This is a genomic window from Hyphomonas sp. UBA3601 (assembly GCF_002375605.1).
In the GTDB taxonomy this organism is placed as follows: Bacteria; Pseudomonadota; Alphaproteobacteria; order Caulobacterales; family Hyphomonadaceae; genus Hyphomonas.
This window is the reverse complement of the sequence record NZ_DFME01000090.1, coordinates 415-857: the sequence shown is the minus strand read 5'-3', so window position 1 is coordinate 857 and position 443 is coordinate 415. Positions and strand designations below refer to the sequence as shown.

General features: G+C 62.3%; 1 protein-coding gene. It reads left to right on the top strand.

The annotated features are described in order from the left end of the window. Positions 1 to 443: DMT family transporter (locus tag B4F73_RS09105; RefSeq protein ID WP_290483069.1), on the top strand; the 443-nt coding region annotated here is incomplete at both ends.

The window sequence follows — 443 nt, the reverse complement described above, 5'->3', positions numbered from 1 at the left end:
GGGCTGTTTGCTCTGTTGACTCTGTTCTGGGCCGGGGCTTATGCGCTGACCCGGGTGGCGGTGGACAAGGGCAATCCGGATATGGGCCTGCCGGTGGCCTGGGTGCTGCCGGGGCGGTTGACGATTGGCGCGGCGGTACTGTGGGTGCTGATGTTGGCACGGGGGCAGAAATTGCCGCCATTGAGAGACCGCAAGCGCTGGGTGGCGATCATCGGGATGGGGCTCGCAGGCTCCGTCTTTCCCTTCTTCCTGATCACGACCGCTCAGGAGACGGTCAATTCCAGCCTTGCCGCACTTTATACCGCCGCTGTACCGATCTTCGTGGTGAGTGGGGCAACCTTTCTGTTTGCGGATGAACGGATGAATCGCGGAACCGCGATTGGCGTGCTGACCGGTTTTGCGGGTGTGGCTGTGTTGTTCGGGCCGGATGCGATGAAGGGGCT